The sequence below is a fragment of the Chloroflexota bacterium genome (genome assembly GCA_011322445.1).
GTDB lineage: Bacteria > Chloroflexota > Anaerolineae > Anaerolineales > DRMV01 > DRMV01.
Map to the genome: position 1 here is coordinate 1 of DRMV01000035.1, position 14,462 is coordinate 14,462.

Genomic DNA, 14,462 nt, shown 5'->3' on the forward strand with positions numbered 1-14,462 from the left:
GAAGTTCAGCAACGATGAGGTCTTTGATTTGGGTGATGCGTTCTGTGGTAGACTTCATTTGGGAGTCCTTTGGTGAGAGATAGATGATGCGTTTATCTCTGTTATACCAGAGGACTCCTTTTCTACAACATTTGAGTGCTCCCGACCGCACCAATCAGCCGATCGTATTCGCTCATCCAATCCTGCGCCAGCGCCAACAGGCTTTGCAAACGCTTGCGCAGTTGCTCATCGCTGACATGCACCAAATCGTCCAACGCCTGCAGGCCATCTTGCAAAGCCACCAGTTGCTCGTTCATGCGTTCCAGGCGGCGGTCGATTTCCTGCCCGCGCTCGTCCTGAGCGAGGAGGTAATTCGCCCACCGCTTCTGGTCGTCGGCTTTGAACGCTGCCCATTCCTGCCGAAAACGCTCTTCAGCCAGGCGCTGCACTTCGGTAATCTCTTTGATGCGCCGCTCCAGCCGCTCGCTCATACCTTCGAACTGCTGTTGAGCACGCTTGACTTCCCGCTGCAGGTCATCCCATGCGCGCAAGCGTTCTTCTACCTGCTGGCTGAGGGTCTCTAAGGTTTGGAAGCGGGTTTCCCACTCTTTCCAGGTACGCTCCCACGCCAACCAGCGGCGGTTCTGGGCTTCGAGGAAGTCCTTCTGTTCCTGCTTGCGGCGATTTTCAGCCGCGGCCAGATCTTGCAAACGGGCTTCCAGTTTGCGCAGCGTCTCCCCGAACACCTCTGCCTGCGCTTGCTGCTCATCCAACCGCTTGCGAAAAGCGAGCACCTCGCCCTGCACATCCACCAGGCGTTTGGCGTTGCGGGTTTGGCTTTCCTGCAAGAGGTGCACCACCCGCGTGCGTTCCTCCTCCACTTCTTCCACGCTCTCCACCCGGTTCTGCAAGGTAGACAGCCCTTCACGCAGGGTCTGCAACTCTTTGACGTGCTGGGCTATCTGGCGCTCGAGGGTAGCCATGCCCTCAAGTTTCTTGTGGGCCTCACCGACGTAACGCCGCAGGGCTTCAACCTCCTCCCGGAAGGCCCCTTCGCTCTCGTGCAAGCGCGCCGTCAGGCGGGTTTCCACATCCTCATCCCGGCCTGCACTTTCTTCTTCCACCCGCGCCAACGCCCCTTCCAGCGCGTCCATGCGTCCCAGGGCCGCCGAAACCCGCGCCACGTCGCTGCTCAAAGTTTTAATCTGCTCATGCGCCGCGCGGTAATCGCCTTCCAACGCGACCAGGCGCTCTTGAAGCGCCAACAACAGGCTATGATCCTTGCGACGCTCTTCTTCTAACCACTTCAAACGCTGCTGCAAGGCATCCTCTTCTGCCATCGCGTCCTCCTTGCCCAGAATGGAGCGATTATAGCACAAGGCGAGGCTATCGGCTCAAATGCGGCAACCATGCAAGGATGGCCTGGGCGTGTTGCCACACACTTTTGGGGAACAACCCCAGCCCCAAGGTCACCGCCATGAGCACCCACACCCACAGGCGTTCATCGGCGGCTTCCCGCGCGCGCCAGGGGACGGCCTGCTCACCCACCACCAAAGCGCCGAGCAAACGCGCCGCCGCGGCAGCCAGCCCAATCGTCCCCACCAACATGCCCAAAAGCAGCGGCCACGAAGTCAGCCCGGCCTGCCACAGCGCCCAACGCGCCGAAAACCCTGCAGCCCACGGCGTGCCTGCCAGAGCCAGCGGCGGCACAACGGCTGCGGCGGTCAACCACGGGTACTCGCGCCCCACGCCCGCCAGTTCCCGGTAGCGCAAGCCGCCCCGACGTCGCCCCAGGCCGCTCAGCCCCAAGGCCCAGAGAGCAAACAACACCACCCGCGCCGGCCACAAGGCAAAAAACAGCGTCACGCCTTCCGCACTCCCCAAACCCACAGCCCACAGCCCCAGGCCAACCTCCACCAGCACCCCGTAACCAAGCACCCGGCCTGCATGCCGCTGGAAGGCAGCCAGCAGCCCTCCCAGCGCCACCATCACCACCCCCAACGCCACCAGCCACTGGTAAGTCAACGGCGATTGCCGCAGCCAGGTGTAGCGTTCCAGGAACCCCAACCCGAAAGCACCGATGACCGTGGTGACCGCAGTGAGCACAAAAGCCGAGGCATAAGGGTGAATTTCGGCGGTTAGCATGGGCATCCAACTATGGAAGGGGAACACCCCCAACAAAAGGGCAAAGCCCACCCCCAGCAACACCCCTGCCCGCAAGGCCAGCGCCGAGCCGGGCAAACTGGTTTCCGTACCCACCAGCATCCAGCCCGTGAGCAAGATGAACAACATGCCCAGCGTTTGGAAAGTAAGGAAGCGCAGCAAACCGTTACCGGCACGGCTTCCCGGCGGGGAAAGCAAAGGCACGGCCAGCAAGGCTGCTGTTTCCACCAGCAGGGCGGCATACAAAAACGGGCGCACGGCCAGCGCCATCAGCAGCACCGTGCTAACGCCCAACGCCAGCCCCACAAACGAAGGCTCCATGCGCGCCGCCCACGCGCCGCCCAGCCACACGGCCACACCGAGGAAAAACCACACCAACAACGGCCGCATCGCATCGGTGAGCACCAATTGCCGCCCCAACACGCGCATTTGGGGGGCCAGCCGGAAACCCCAATCGCCCACCAGGGGCACAGGTTGCCCAATGGGCACCTGCCAGGCCAGCAAAGCCAGCAACAGCGCCACCCCCGCCCCCCAGCGCGACGCGCTGCGGGTATTGCTTGCCAGCAAAAGTAATCCCGCCACCCCCAAGGGGAAAACCAACCACAGCAGCGGCGCGCTCATAGGGGCAACTCCTCTTCTCCCACAATCTCTTCCTCAGCCGCTTGCTGCAACACCAGGTAACTGCCCGCCAAAGCCAACGCCACCACCACCAGCGCCAAAAGTCCCGCCAGCAACAGCGATTGCTCCAGCACGGCATACAACACCTCGAAACCGGCCAACACCGTCAACAACCCGCTGACCACCCACAACGGGCGCGTGCTCCGCAGCCCCACCTGCCACAGCCCCAACAGCATCAACGCCACGCTGCCCCACAACTGGGAGGGGTTCATCTCAGGCAACCAGCGCGTCATGGGGGGCACAAACACCGCTGCCAGCAAACCGGCCAACAGCCCCATCAGCAGCCGCAGGGCCTTCGCGCTCAGCCGCTCTGCAGGCAAAGGGGCTTCCAGGCTGCGCTGGGAAATGCCTAACACCGAAGCCGCCATCCACCCGCTGACCACCACCGTGGCTGCCAGCGACCACGGCCAGGCCAATGCCACCAACGCCGCCGCACCGGCATAAACCAACGCCAGGTCTAACAACAGCCAGCGCCAATCCCCCCCCGCCAGCATCAAAACACCAGCCACGAAAACGAAACCGGCGACCAAATCTGGGCCGTATGTCATCCAGAAAGTCATGGCATTACCCTAATGTTGCACCAGCACAGCAAGCATCGCCAGCAAGACCAAAGCCCACAGCACGCCGCCCTCGCCTTCCAACAAGAGAGAGAAGAACTGCAGCGTGCGCCCCACCAGGCGGTACGCGCCCCAAAACAGCGTCCCAGCCGCGAGTGCCGCCCCGCGCGCGACCCACGCCTCAGCGCGATCGGTATGAAGATAGCCGCGCCCGGTCACGCTCAACCACACGGCGGCTGCCCCCAACGCTGTGAGGCCCCAAAGCCAACCCTGCCCTCCAACGCCTCGCAGCGGCGGCCACAACACGCCCAACCACAGCACCACCGCCCACAGCGCCAGACCAAACAGGCAAAAAGCCCGCCCCTCACGCGTGGCTTTTGGGCAGTCTGCCGGAAGCCGAATGCCTTGCCTTCCCAAGGCCACGCCGCTGGCCGCCAAAGCCAGCCAGGCCAGCAACATCCAGCCATGAAAAGGCAGCGCCCACACGGCCGCGGCCGCCTGCCCCGCGGTCAAGGGCAACAAACCCAACGGCAGGGTCAAGGCAGCAAAGAAAGGCCACAACACGCGTCCCCGGTGAGGAGCCAGCGCCATGCCCAGCGGCAGCGCCACCGCCAACCACGCCCACGCAAGAGAAGCCTGCCACGTCCCTGCCAGCGCGCCCACCAGAGCCAGGCTACCCAACGCCATGCCGCCGGCGCTTATCGCCCGCAAAGGCGTGCTCGCCGCACCCCAGCGCCAGGCCCCCCACCATGCCAGCAGGGCTGTCCCCCAAAGCATCCACGCGGGGGCTGCCGCGCCCACTGTGTGCAGCCAGCCCATCGCAGCCAGGGTAGCCAGCGTATTCAACGCTGCCAGCGCCAGCCGCCACGGCGGACGGTCGGCAGCCATCACCGCGGGCTGGAAAGCCGCCACCGTCAACCGCAGCGCCAGCGCGCCCCCCCATAACGCCACGCCCACCGCGCCTAACGCCCCCTTGGCTGCAGCCGCGCCACCCAGCGCCATGAACCAGCTGGCACTTCGGAGGAAAAGCACCCACACCGCCTGGTTGCGATGCTTGGGGCGGGATAAACGCCCTGCATCGGCCACAAACGCCGCTGCATCCAACGCGACCCAAAACATCACCCAGGCCACAGGGGTCGCCGCCAGCACCGCGGGCACCGCCAGCCCCCCCAGAGCCAGCAACGCCGCCCAGCCATACCCCTCGCTGGCAACCCGCTCGGCGCGGGCTGCGTCTACCAGCAATACTACCCACACCGCCGTCAACGCCAACACCAACAGGGGCTGTTGGGCTTTCCCCAGGCGCCACACCCGCACCCCTGGCACAGCATCATGCAGCCAGGGCCACGCGTCTGCCCCCTGCCACGGCACAGGGAACCACCCTGCCACAGCCGCTACCGCCAGCACCCCCAGCAACCAGGCAACAGCAGCGGCCAGCAAGGAAAGCCACCACAGCCGGGCGCGCGTCATTCCCCGCGCTTCACCTACCAGCACGGCCAGCGCGCCAGCCCACAACACCCCTGCGGAAAACCATACCAAATGTGCCATAGGCAGGCATTATAGCACGGTGCGGGAAGGCCCACTGCCTCGGCCTTCCCGCACAGCAATACAGACCGGTTACAGCACCATGGGGCGGCCGCGCTTGAGGAAACGCCCCATGCCCCGCTTTCCCAGCCATTCGCCTTCCCGCACGATGAGATGGCCGCGCAGGTAAACTTGTACCGGAAAGCCGGTCAGTTCCCAGCCTTCGTAGAGGTTGTAATCGGTGCGGTGCTGCGCCACCGCCACGCCATAGGTCACTTTGCGGTCGGGATCCCACACTGCGATGTCGGCATCCGCGCCAGGGGCCAGGGTGCCCTTGCGGGGGTAAAGGCCAAAGATTTTGGCCGGGTTGGTGCTGGTGTAGGCCACGAATTGCTGCGGCGTGAGGCGGCCTTCCACCACGCCCTTCGTCCACAGCACGGGCAGGCGGTCGCCCACGCCGGGCAGGCCATTGGGAATTTTGGTGAAGTCATCCTTGCCCAATTCCTTGCCGGGGATGGCAATTTCCTCACCTTCGTACACGATGGGTTTGGTGCCGTCGTAGAAAAAGGGGCAATGGTCGGTGCCAATGGTGCTGAGCCAGTTTTGCTCGAGAGCATACCAGAGCATTTCATTGTCGTCGCGCGTGCGCATCGGCGGCGAGCAAATCCACTTTGCGCCATCGGGGCGGGCGAGGTCGTCTTCGGTAAAGAAAAGGTACTGGGGGCAGGTTTCGCCCATCACGGGCAAGCCCTGCTCGCGAGCATAGCGCAGCATTTCTGCCCCACCCGCGGTGTTCATGTGCACAATGTAAAGCGGCGCTTCGGCCTGGGCAGCGAGCATAGAAGCCCGCAGCACGGCATCCACCGCGCCCCAGGCCGGGCGGGTGCGGGCGTGCCAGATAGGCTCGGTATGCCCGGCTTCCAGCGCCTCGCGCACCAAAATCTCAATCACATCACCGTTTTCAGCGTGAAGCATGGTCAAAATACCGTGCTGCCACGCCAAACGCATGGCCTCGAAAATTTCGCCATCTTGCAGGCGCAAGCGGCCATTGTAGGCCGTGAACACCTTGATGGTGGTGATGCCCCATTCGGGCAGACGGGGCAGTTCGGCACGAGTACGGTCATCCCAGCGGGTGATGTTCATGTGGAAGCCGTAGTCCACTGCGGCTTTGGCGGCTTTCTTGTGCCAGGCCTGCACGGCTTCTTCCAGGGTGGGCCAATCCTGCGGGATGAAATCCATCACCGTGGTGGTGCCGCCAAACGCGGCAGCCTTAGTGCCGGTATAGTGGTCGTCGGAAGAAACCGTGTTGAACATTGGCAGGTCGTAGTGCACATGCGGGTCAATGCCACCGGGCAACAGGAACTTGCCGTGCACATCTACCACTTCGGCGTCTGCGGCGACCAGATCACGCCCCACCGCCACAATTTTCTCATCAGCGACCAGCACATCGGCTTCAAACATCTCGGAAGCCGTCACCAGCGTACCGCCGCGAAAGAGCAATTTGGTGGTCATGGCTACCTCCAAAAAAGAAAGAAATAAGGACTTTCTGCCTAATTGTACATCGTTTCAGGGCGAAAACAGCAATGGTAAAATGGAACGGTCACTTCCCGGCTCGCTTCCCACCATGCGAGGCAAGCATCATGCTCCGCAACGCCTTCTTGATTTTCCTCGCCGTTGGGTCGTATGGCCTGCTCCACTCACTGACAGCCTCACACCAGGCCAAGCAATGGGTACGCCAACACCTGGGGGAAGCCGCGTTCCGCTGGTACCGACTGGCCTATAACGTCGTCTTCACACTTTTACTCTTGCCCCTGCTGGGCTTGCCGGCAGCCCTGCCCGATCGCGTGCTCTATGTCATCCATCCACCATGGGTTTACGTGACCACAGCCTTGCAAATTGCCGGCCTGGCGCTGGCTATCGATGCCACGTTACGCACCGACCTATGGGCCTTCCTGGGGCTGCGCCCTGAAAAACCGGCGCAAGAAGCCCACCTGGTCATCCGCGGGGCGTATCGCTGGGTCCGCCACCCGATGTATAGCGGCAGTTTGCTTTTCATCTGGCTGATGCCCGCCATGACGCTCAATACTGCCCTTTTCTATGCCGCGCTGACCCTTTACATCATCATCGGGGCCTATTTCGAGGAACGCAAACTGCTGGCCGAATATGGCGAAGCCTATCGCGCTTACCAGCAAAAAGTTCCCATGCTCATCCCTCGCTGGCCTCGAAAGCCTTAATCTCGTCGATTTCCGCCTTCACTCTATGCCGCTTTGGAGGGAGCCATGAAAGCCAAAACCATGGGTGTGTTGCAAACCATCTTCGCCATTGGCATCGTGCTGTGGTGGGCCACGTATTTTGCCTTTCCCCAGCCGGGCGGGGCTGTGCAAATTTACGAATCGGCCTTCCCCTTGCCCGACCTGGCCTGGCTCACACCGCTGCTGGTGCAGGCCGCACGCGCCAACTTCCGCGGCAGTCGCTTCGCACCGCTCTGGACGGCTGCCACAGGAGGCGCATTGACCTTCCTGGGTGTGCTGGATTTCAGTTTCAACATTCAGCACCAGGTCTATACGCTCTCGCTTGCCAACGGCCTGCTCAACGGCTTCATCAATGCTGCCTGCATCGCCTTTGGGCTGTGGAGCATCGCCTGGAGCAAACGACAACTTCCCCGCTGAGGCGCCCATGACCACCCCCAAAATTGCCCTGGTGACCGATACCGACGCCAGCCTGCCCCGCGAAGTGGCCGCTCGTTACCGCATCTGGCAGGTACCCATCATGGTGCACTTTGGCGACGAGAGCCTGCGAGCGGTTTACGACCTCGACGACGCCGCCACGTTTGCCCGCATTCGCCAGGAAGGCCGCCTGCCGACCACGGCTGCCCCTGCGCCGGGCCAGTTTGTCGACGCCTTCCTGGAAGCCTTCGAACAGGGGGCCGAGCAGGTGCTCTGCTTCACGGTGAGCAGCAAAGTCAGCGCCACCTGGAAAGCCGCGCAGGCCGCGCGCGCCATGCTGCCCCAGCGCGATATCACGGTGGTCGACACCCGTTCTCTCAGCATAGGGGAAGGCTTCATGGTGCTGGCCGCGGCCGAAGCCGTGGCCGCGGGCGCTTCGGTGGCCGAGGCCATTGCCGCTGCCGAGTGGACGCGTGAGCACACGCACCTTTACGCCGCTCTCGCCACGCTGAAATACCTCGCGATGAGCGGCCGGGTCAGCCACATGGTGGCTAAAATGGCAGGGGCACTCAACATCCGGCCCATTTTGACCATCAAAGACGGTGAACTGGCATTGCTGGAAAAAGCCCGCACCCGTCGGAAAGCCTGGCAACGGGTACTTGCTCTGGCGCGCCAGCACGTCGGGGAACGCCCGCCGCAGCGGCTCAGCATTTTGCACATCAACGCGCCGGAGGAAGCCCGGGCATTCGAGAAAATCCTCTGTGAGGCCATCCCCTGCCCGGAAGAGCGCCTCTACGCCGAATTGACGCCGGGGCTTTCCGTCCATGCAGGCGAGGGGCTGGTCGGGGTGGCTTTTGTGGCCGAATGAAATCGTTTCGCCTCATTTAGGCCTTTCGCTCAAGCGGGTTGAAAAGCCTCGATGGCAGGGTTGCGGAGTTCGAGCGAAAGCCCTATGATTCAACTTGCCACTTGGTCGGCAACAGAAAGTTTTTTGGGTGGTGCCCACGTCCACGCCCACGGCGACGGCGACGCCGCACACGGGCAGCAACACCCCGCCGCAGGCGCCCGCCGCGCCCAACAGCGGCGGGAACCCCGGCAGAGGCAACAGGGCTTTTGCAAAGTTGGATAAAGGGACGCGTGGAGGGGTATGTGGCTGCGGAGCCACGCGTTAAAGAGCACAAGCGGGGTTTAGTGGCCCTTGGTGAGCAGATAATAGTGGAGCGTGCTTAGCCGTCACCTCCAAAAGCAAGGAAACACCAAGTCTGAATTTTAGCAAGGCCGGTGTGCCCATCTACAATCGGGGGGCCGAGGCTATTATCCTCCCAGCTCTAAACACAAACTCAAGGCGTACCTTCGCCAGTGGGCGTCAAACCACCGCCGCGCCTGGGCGTGATTGGTAAAGCCAAATTGGTTGAAGAAGGTGATGAGTAAGTTGTTCAATGCGGCCATGACTTGGCCTAAGGTGGCCCAGCGGGTTCGGTACTTATCCTCTTGAAAAGTCACATCGCGTCGGTAATGCAGGCTGTTTTCAATGCGCCAATACATCCGCACGGCTTGGAGGAGCGTTTCTGCAGAGGCTTCCTGGGGAGAAAGGCTGGTTAGGCCATAACGGCGTTCTTCTTCAACCCTGGTTCTACCCGGCTTGCGCCGTCGAGAGATCAAGCAAAAGGCCTGTTACATGCCCTTTGTTTTCTTGACACCCTCCCGCCTCTCAGGTACAATTCCCACCGCTTGGTGACTGGGCCTGTAGCGCAGTTGGGAGCGCGCTTCAATCGCACTGAAGAGGTCGCGGGTTCGAATCCCGCCAGGTCCACCTGGTGGACAAAACATCGCAGGGATGGTAAAATACCCCCGCATCGTGATCGTGGGCCCATGGCGCAGTTGGGAGCGCGTCTCAATGGCATTGAGAAGGTCGAGGGTTCGAGTCCCTCTGGGTCCACCTCTCAGCACCCGGTCCCCGCGCCGGGTGTTGTCTTCGTAAGGCACTTCACAAAGCGTCATAGCCCAAAGCAGGAGTAGTAAGCCATCGGCACAGCGAGCCGGGGAAGGTGGAAGCCCGGCAAGGGTGCCTTTGCCGAGCACCAAGGCTGAACTCGCCTGCGCCCCCCCATGGGGGCCTCCCGTCGGTGAACCTGAAGGCTAACCGACGGCGGGTGCGCCCGTTATCGCGCCCCCAAGTGGTCGCGCGCCGTGGCGCGGCAACCAGGGTGGTACCGCGGAGGCCAAGCCTTCGTCCCTGTTTGGGACGAAGGCTTTTTTCTTCTCCCCTTACCCCGCCACAGGCGGAAAGGAGATTTTTGCAATGCAACTGGACGCCGAAACTCGCGCTCGCCGCTGGTCTGCCCTGCAAGACAAAGCCGCTGAACTGCAAACGCAGGCTTCCCTGAACCATGCGCTGGAAGCCGTTGGCGATCTGGAAGCCAGGGTGCGCGGCCTTGCCGATAAAATTCACACCCTGCGCGGTAGCGGTTACCGCTACGCCCAAACGGTGGAAGCCCGCGCCCAGCAGGCCGCTGACGACTGGCCTGCCATCCGCCGCCAGGCTGATGCCGCCCTGAGCCGGGCGCGCATCTCGCTGAGCAGCTTGGACGCCGACATCGCCCGCGTGCTTAGCCAGGGGCGTCGCGCCGCCACCACAAACGATTTCAACGCTGCCGACGATGCTCTGGAACGCGTGGAAGAGCGTATCGAACAAGCCTCCCGCGGCGTAACCGGCACTTTTGATAACTTCGCCGCTCGCGTGAATGCCGTGAATCGCGAACTCGATCACCTGATTTGGGCAGCCGAGGCATGGGCTGGGGCTTCCTTTGACTCTTACCCCGACGAAGCCCTGGTAGACGCCGCCAAAGCCCAATGGATCGCCCGTGGCGACGACGAAGGCCCCAAGGGCATTTTCTTCCTCACCGATGCTCGTGTCATCATGGAGCAAAAAGAGAAGGTCGCGACCAAGAAAGTGCTTTTCATCGCTACCGAAAAGAAACTGGTGCAGGAAATGCAATTTGCCGCGCCCATCGGCGCGGTGGAAGTGCTGGACGCCACCGACGCTCGCGGCGGTTTCCTGGGCCTGGGCAAGCGGGAAATGCTGACCTTGCAATTCACCGCTGCCACCGAAGGCAAGCGCATTTCCAGGGCCGTGCTGCGCCTCTTGGGCGGCGCGGACAACGAAAAGTGGGCGGCGCGCATCAAGCAGGTGCAGCGCGGCGATATCGCACAGGAAGCCATCGCCAGCGCACAGCCGCAAGAAGCAGCCCCCGAAAGCAGCCCTGCCACACCGCCGCGGGAAATTCCCACCCATTGCCCCGCCTGCGGGGCGTTGTTTACCCAATCGATCGTCAAGGGCATGAAGGAATTGCGTTGCGAATACTGCGGCGCGCTCATCAGACTCTGACACCTGACACTTAACGCCCAACACCCCAACACAAAGCACTTAATTCCCTTGCTCCGGAGGTCGCCATGACCAAAAACTACAACCCCTCTGAAATCGAACCCAAGTGGCAGGCGAAATGGGAGGCCGACAAGCTCTACGAGGCCAACATTGACCCCAACCGCCCCAAACACTACGCCCTCACCATGTTTCCCTACCCATCGGGCAACCTGCACATCGGCCACTGGTATGCCATGACGCCCTCAGACGCCCGCGCCCGCTACCTGCGCATGAAGGGCTACAATGTCCTTTTTCCGATGGGCTTCGATGCCTTTGGCTTGCCAGCCGAAAACGCCGCCATCAAGCGCAACATTCACCCCCGCGAATGGACTTACGCCAACATCGAGAACATGCGCAAGCAACTTCGCCGCATGGGCTCGATGTTCGACTGGCGGCGTGAAGTGGTCACCTGCGACCCTGAATACTACCGCTGGAACCAGTGGTTCTTCATTCAGTTTTACAAACACGGCCTGGCTTACCGCAAAAAGTCGCCGGTGGACTGGTGCCCGACGTGCAACACCACCCTGGCGCGTGAGCAGGTCATTGGCGAGGAACGCGTCTGCGAGCGCTGCGGCACGCCCGTCATCAAGAAAAACCTGGAGCAGTGGTTCTTCCGCATCACCGACTACGCGGAGGAACTCAAACGCTTTGAGGGCCTCGACTGGCCGGAACGTATCAAAACCGCCCAACGCAACTGGATTGGCGAGCGTTCCGAGGGCGCCAACGTCTTCTTCAAAACCGAACACGGGCACACTCTGGAAATCTTCACCACCCGCCCCGACACCCTTTGGGGCGTGACCTTCATGGTGCTGGCGCCAGAACACCCTATCATTGACGAAATCACCCCCGAAAGCCACCGCGCCGAGGTGGAAAAATACCGCTTCCAGGCCGCTCGTTTCTCGGATATGGAACGCCAGGCCGCGGAGCGCGAGAAAACCGGCGTGTTCACCGGCGCGTACGCCATCAATCCGGTCAACGGCGAAAAGGTGCCCATCTGGATTGCCGACTATGTGCTCATGTCCTACGGCAGCGGCGCGATCATGGCCGTGCCCGCTCACGACCAGCGCGACTTCGAGTTTGCCAAGAAATACGGCCTGGAAATCCGCCCGGTCATCTTCCCCATTGGGGAGGACGGCAACCCCACGCCGCTGGACGCCGCCACCATGCAGGAAGCCTACGCCGGCCCCGGCGAAATGGCTAACAGCGGCCCACTCACCGGCAACCGCATCGTCAAGGGCAAAGGCTGGAGCGACCCTGGCATCATGAAAGTCATCGAATGGCTGGAAGCCAAGGGCATCGGTGAGCGCGCGGCCAACTACCGCCTGCGCGACTGGCTGATTTCCCGCCAGCGCTACTGGGGCACGCCCATCCCGATGGTCTATTGCGAAAAGTGCGGCTGGCAGCCCGTGCCCGAAGACCAACTGCCCGTGGAACTGCCCGACGATGTGGAATGGCGGCCTACGGGCGAAAGCCCCCTCAAATTCCACCCCACCTGGAAGCACACCACCTGCCCGGTGTGCGGCGGCCCTGCCGAGCGGGAAACCGACACGATGGACACCTTCATGGATTCGTCGTGGTATCAATTGGCCTATCTGGCCCTGCACGGCCGTGAGGAAGCCCCCTTTGAGCAGGCCGAGTATGATTACTGGGCGCCCGTTGACACCTACACCGGCGGCGCAGAACATGCCACCATGCACCTGCTCTACGTGCGTTTCTTCTATAAGGCGCTGCGCGATATCGGGGTTGTGCAGGGCGACGAACCGATGATTCAACTGCGCAACCAGGGCATCGTGCTGGGCGAGCCGCGCGACGGCCATTTTGTGACCATTCGCGGCCATTGGGAAGGCAACGCCTTCCATGCTGAGCACATTGCCGCCTTGCCTCTGGGAACGCCCCGCAGCGAATGGCCTGATTTCTTCCAGGGCGAAAGCGAAATTCGCGGCGAGGTGTATGCCCGCGACGAAACCACACTCAAAGTGCGCGTCAACGCCTACGCCGAAGGCGAAGACCCCCTCAAAGATGCCCGCCTCGTGGTAGTGCATGTAGACGAGAACACGACGGTGGAAATTCCCGACAAGCCGGAAGCCCGCCACCTGGATTTGGTGTATCATTTGGAAGCCGAAAAGATGTCCAAATCCAAGGGCAACGTGGTGGACCCCGACGACCTGGTGGCGCGCTATGGCGCCGACACGGTGCGGGCTTACCTGATGTTCTTTGCCCGCTGGGACCTGGGCGGCCCGTGGAACAGCCAGGGCATCGGCGGCATTGTGCGCTGGCTGCGCCGGGTGTGGAACATGGTGACGGAAACCGCCCAGGCCGAGCCGCCCGCGCACCCCGCACCCGAAGCCGTGCGCGCCCTGCGGCGTAAATTGCATCAAACGCTGGATAAGGTCACCCGCGATTTTGAGAGTTTCGAATTCAACACCATCATCGCTGCGCTGATGGAACTGCTCAACGAGATGCAGCGCCTGCGTGACCAAACCGTTGGCACCGAAGCGTGGCAGGAAACCCTCGACCTCTACCTGCGGATGATGGCGCCCATCACGCCGTTCATTGCTGAAGAACTGTGGGTAGAGGTGCTGGGCAAGCCGTATTCCATCCACAACCAGCCCTGGCCGGAAGTGGACACGGAAGCCACCAAAGAAGACAGCGTTACCTTGGTGGTGCAGGTGAATGGCAAAGTGCGCGACCGCCTCGAAGTGCCGGTGGGCATTGAGGCTGAAGAAGCCAAGGCAAAAGCATTAGCCAGCCCTGCGGTGCAACGCCACTTAAAAGGGAAATCGCCCCGCAAGGTCATTTATGTCCCCGGCAAACTGGTCAACATTGTGGTATAGGGCCGCGAAACCAAACAAAAAACCTGTCAGGTCTTGCAGACCTGACAGGTTTTTGCTTAATCAGGACTTTTGCTCGTAGCATAAATCTTGAACTTCAGACAACGCAAGGCAAACTTCAATCCCAAGGTTTATGGGTGTAGTGGACCCCAAAAGTTGGACGCCAACTCACGGGGCTAAAACAAATTTCTCCTCAGCCTGCTCTGCCAGCCAGGCATCCTCAAACTCCGCGAGCGTGAGATCGCCCAAAGACGAGTGAATCCGCTTGTGGTGATACACCTTGCAGCCAGCCTTTTTGGCGCATCACCCGTTGCACCCGCTTGCGGCTGACCTGCATCCAGTAAGGCGCACGTCGCAGTTGGGCGGTGAGGCGCCATGTACCGCAGGACTGCTGTTTCCAGCGGGTCAGCAAGGATGGTTTGATGCAGTGCTCACGGCAGACTTCGGCTACCGTTTTCTCCCCACTGATGACAGCCAATACAACGGCTGCTTTGAACTCGGGTGTGTAGGTTCTGCGTTTGCGAAACGCCAGGGAGCACTCAAATGTTGTAGAAAAGGAGTCCTCTGGTATAACAGAGATAAACGCATCATCTATCTCTCACCAAAGGACTCCCAAATGAAGTCTACCACAGAACGCATCACC

At 61.7% G+C, this 14,462-nt stretch carries 12 protein-coding genes and 2 tRNA genes; 7 read left to right on the top strand and 7 right to left on the bottom strand.

From position 1 onward, the window contains the following. Nucleotides 1-122: 122 nt before the first annotated feature. The 5 genes from ENJ54_07070 to hydA form a co-directional block, all read right to left on the bottom strand. Nucleotides 123-1,319 (bottom strand): hypothetical protein, encoded by a 1,197-nt coding sequence (locus ENJ54_07070; GenBank protein HFC09591.1) that lies wholly within the window; start codon nucleotides 1,317-1,319, stop codon nucleotides 123-125. 46 nt (nucleotides 1,320-1,365) lie between these two features. After that, a complete protein-coding gene (locus tag ENJ54_07075; GenBank protein ID HFC09592.1) occupies nucleotides 1,366-2,763 on the bottom strand; it encodes a hypothetical protein in 1,398 nt (465 codons plus the stop codon). After that, complete coding sequence (locus ENJ54_07080) at nucleotides 2,760-3,368, bottom strand: hypothetical protein (GenBank protein HFC09593.1); 609 nt, start codon at nucleotides 3,366-3,368, stop codon at nucleotides 2,760-2,762. The genes ENJ54_07075 and ENJ54_07080 overlap by 4 nt, the downstream gene beginning before the upstream one ends. Before the next feature lie 21 nt (nucleotides 3,369-3,389). Continuing rightward, on the bottom strand, nucleotides 3,390-4,922 hold the full coding sequence (locus ENJ54_07085) for a hypothetical protein (protein HFC09594.1): 1,533 nt from the start codon (nucleotides 4,920-4,922) through the stop codon (nucleotides 3,390-3,392). A 69-nt stretch (nucleotides 4,923-4,991) separates the two neighbouring features. Next, on the bottom strand, nucleotides 4,992-6,410 hold the full coding sequence (gene hydA, locus ENJ54_07090; GenBank protein ID HFC09595.1) for a dihydropyrimidinase: 1,419 nt from the start codon (nucleotides 6,408-6,410) through the stop codon (nucleotides 4,992-4,994). 71 nt (nucleotides 6,411-6,481) lie between these two features. Here hydA and ENJ54_07095 point away from each other — a divergent pair, with 71 nt between their 5' ends. Genes ENJ54_07095 through ENJ54_07105 form a run of 3 tightly spaced genes read left to right on the top strand, consistent with a single transcriptional unit; the run spans nucleotide 6,482 to nucleotide 8,432 of the window. Beyond that, nucleotides 6,482-7,132 carry an isoprenylcysteine carboxylmethyltransferase family protein gene (locus ENJ54_07095; GenBank protein HFC09596.1) on the top strand — a complete coding sequence of 217 codons (651 nt, stop codon included), beginning with the start codon at nucleotides 6,482-6,484 and terminating at the stop codon, nucleotides 7,130-7,132. A gap of 45 nt (nucleotides 7,133-7,177) precedes the next feature. Beyond that, the gene (locus tag ENJ54_07100) at nucleotides 7,178-7,567 is read left to right on the top strand and encodes a hypothetical protein (GenBank protein HFC09597.1); all 390 of its coding nucleotides are present in this window, start codon (nucleotides 7,178-7,180) and stop codon (nucleotides 7,565-7,567) included. Beyond that, entirely contained in the window at nucleotides 7,503-8,432 is a 930-nt protein-coding gene (locus ENJ54_07105; protein HFC09598.1) for a DegV family protein, read from the top strand. The genes ENJ54_07100 and ENJ54_07105 overlap by 65 nt, the downstream gene beginning before the upstream one ends. Before the next feature lie 446 nt (nucleotides 8,433-8,878). Here the strand turns inward: ENJ54_07105 and ENJ54_07110 are convergent, their stop codons facing one another. Further along, nucleotides 8,879-9,226 carry a hypothetical protein gene (locus ENJ54_07110; GenBank protein ID HFC09599.1) on the bottom strand — a complete coding sequence of 116 codons (348 nt, stop codon included), beginning with the start codon at nucleotides 9,224-9,226 and terminating at the stop codon, nucleotides 8,879-8,881. A 78-nt stretch (nucleotides 9,227-9,304) separates the two neighbouring features. On the opposite strand from ENJ54_07110, the gene ENJ54_07115 reads away from it, so the two are divergent. The 4 genes from ENJ54_07115 (at nucleotide 9,305) to ENJ54_07130 (ending at nucleotide 13,822) form a co-directional block, all read left to right on the top strand. Next, nucleotides 9,305-9,380, top strand: a tRNA-Ala gene (locus ENJ54_07115). Nucleotides 9,381-9,430: 50 nt separating this feature from the next. Beyond that, a tRNA-Ala gene (locus ENJ54_07120) sits at nucleotides 9,431-9,506 on the top strand. A gap of 360 nt (nucleotides 9,507-9,866) precedes the next feature. After that, the gene (locus ENJ54_07125; GenBank protein HFC09600.1) at nucleotides 9,867-10,952 is read left to right on the top strand and encodes a hypothetical protein; all 1,086 of its coding nucleotides are present in this window, start codon (nucleotides 9,867-9,869) and stop codon (nucleotides 10,950-10,952) included. A gap of 65 nt (nucleotides 10,953-11,017) precedes the next feature. Continuing rightward, entirely contained in the window at nucleotides 11,018-13,822 is a 2,805-nt protein-coding gene (locus tag ENJ54_07130; protein ID HFC09601.1) for a leucine--tRNA ligase, read from the top strand. Between the two features lie 217 nt (nucleotides 13,823-14,039). Here the strand turns inward: ENJ54_07130 and ENJ54_07135 are convergent, their stop codons facing one another. Then, on the bottom strand, nucleotides 14,040-14,414 hold the full coding sequence (locus tag ENJ54_07135) for a hypothetical protein (GenBank protein HFC09602.1): 375 nt from the start codon (nucleotides 14,412-14,414) through the stop codon (nucleotides 14,040-14,042). Nucleotides 14,415-14,462 lie beyond the last annotated feature (48 nt).